This window comes from Streptomyces sp. NPDC005070, assembly GCF_053600395.1.
In genome coordinates this window covers 1-1491 of record NZ_JBSFZS010000495.1, presented here as the reverse complement: position 1 = coordinate 1491, position 1491 = coordinate 1, and the positions used below count along the sequence as shown (strand labels likewise).

3 protein-coding genes are annotated in these 1491 nt (G+C 71.6%); 2 read left to right on the top strand and 1 reads right to left on the bottom strand.

Going from position 1 to position 1491, the window contains the following annotated elements; all coding sequences use genetic code 11:
* Positions 1–199: 199 nt before the first annotated feature.
* Positions 200–559, bottom strand: coding sequence for a hypothetical protein (locus ACWEBX_RS40550; RefSeq protein WP_451889699.1), 360 nt, complete (start codon positions 557–559; stop codon positions 200–202).
* Positions 560–929: 370 nt separating this feature from the next.
* Here ACWEBX_RS40550 and ACWEBX_RS40545 point away from each other — a divergent pair, with 370 nt between their 5' ends.
* Positions 930–1214 (top strand): hypothetical protein, encoded by a 285-nt coding sequence (locus ACWEBX_RS40545; RefSeq protein ID WP_451889698.1) that lies wholly within the window; start codon positions 930–932, stop codon positions 1212–1214.
* A 31-nt stretch (positions 1215–1245) separates the two neighbouring features.
* Positions 1246–1491, top strand: a 246-nt coding sequence (locus ACWEBX_RS40540) for a phosphopantetheine-binding protein (RefSeq protein WP_451889697.1), incomplete at its 3' end; no start/stop codon positions are given.

The following is a 1491-nucleotide window of genomic DNA, read 5'->3' as shown; positions in this document are numbered from 1 at the left end:
CCCGAGAGGCCCTCGTTCCAAGAGTCCGAAGTGTCGGCATCAAGGTCCGGGCCAGGATGCCACTCGACGCAGCCCTCTCCATGCCGGTATCGGAGCTCGATTCCGGGCGGCGCGCCGGGAGGGGGCGACAACGAACCGGCGGCGGACACACCCCGGCTGAGGCCGTGTCAGCCCGCCGGCGTGTCAGCCCGGCGCCGTGTCAGCCTGCCGCCGTCTCGGGTACGAGCAGGTCATGGCACTGCTCGATGCGGCCCGCGGCATCGAAGCGGAACTCGGCAGCCAGCAGCCAGGTGGCCCCTTCGGCGCGGACGCTCGCGCGCAGGGCGACGACGTCGTGGTCGGCGACGACGCTCTCGGCCCTCAGCACCAGCCCGTCGGGCAGAGTCCGCCCGTCCCTCTCACCGGCGCCCGCCCAGTGGCGGGTGAGGTGGTTGACCTCGCCCCGGTTGCCCGCCGCGACCAGCGCGAGGACGAGTTCCCTGTTGCGCTCGCGCAGGCTGCGCGCGGTGAGGAGTTCGTACAGCGTCCCGCTGAGGGGCTCGGTCAGCGCCGGTGTCATGACAAGGCCTTCCTCCGTGGTCCCTCCTCCCGTACGGCCGCACGGGAGACCCGGGAATCATCGCCGTACGCGCTGGAGCGGGAATGGAGAACGGTTAAAACCCGGCACGGCCCGAGGAACGGGCCGGACATTTTCCACCCCGGGGACGTCAGGGCATTGATCCCGCAGCCGATTTCCCCCTCCCCTCCCTTCCCTCTCTTTATCCTCATCTCCTCCTTTCCCTCTTTTCTCTCTTTTCTCCTTTCCGGGACCGGTCTCGGCCGTGGGGACGCTCCGGGGGGTCCGTTCCTCCGTGGCTCGACCGCTGCTGTAGGCGGCGTGGCCAGGCTGGCCCGGTGGGGGTGGAGCGACCGACAGGAAGAGTGCGCTCGTGCACCTGCCGATCGAACGGGCCGCCGCCGCGGGAGCGGTGGTGCTGTGCCCGGCCGGCTCCCCGGCCGGGCACCAGAGCGTGCGGGACGTGCTCCGCCGGCTGCCGGCCGTCGCCCGGACGGTCCCCCACGACAGCGGCGACCGGGCGTTCGCGGCCGAGCCGACGAGCCGGCCCACGTCCCGGCACATCCGCCTGGAACGGCTCTCCCCGGCCGAGGTGACCGCGCTCGCCGGACACGCCGGACGCCGCGAGCGGGCCGCGTTCCTCTACGACTCCAGGTGAAACCGACGACACGCAAAGGGTGAGGTCAGCGATGGCTTGGGACAAGAAGTTCGAGGAACTGCTGCGTGCGCACCTGCCGTTCCACGACGCCTGCGAACCGCTGGAGGCCGACACGGATCTGCGGCCGGCGGGGCTGGACTCGCTGGGCGCGGTGGAACTGCTGGGCTCGCTGGAGGGCGTCTACCACGTGTACTTCGTGGACGACGTCCTCTCCCTGGACACCTTCGCCACCCCGGGGGTCCTGTGGTCGACGCCGGCCCGGCTGCAGGCCCTGGCC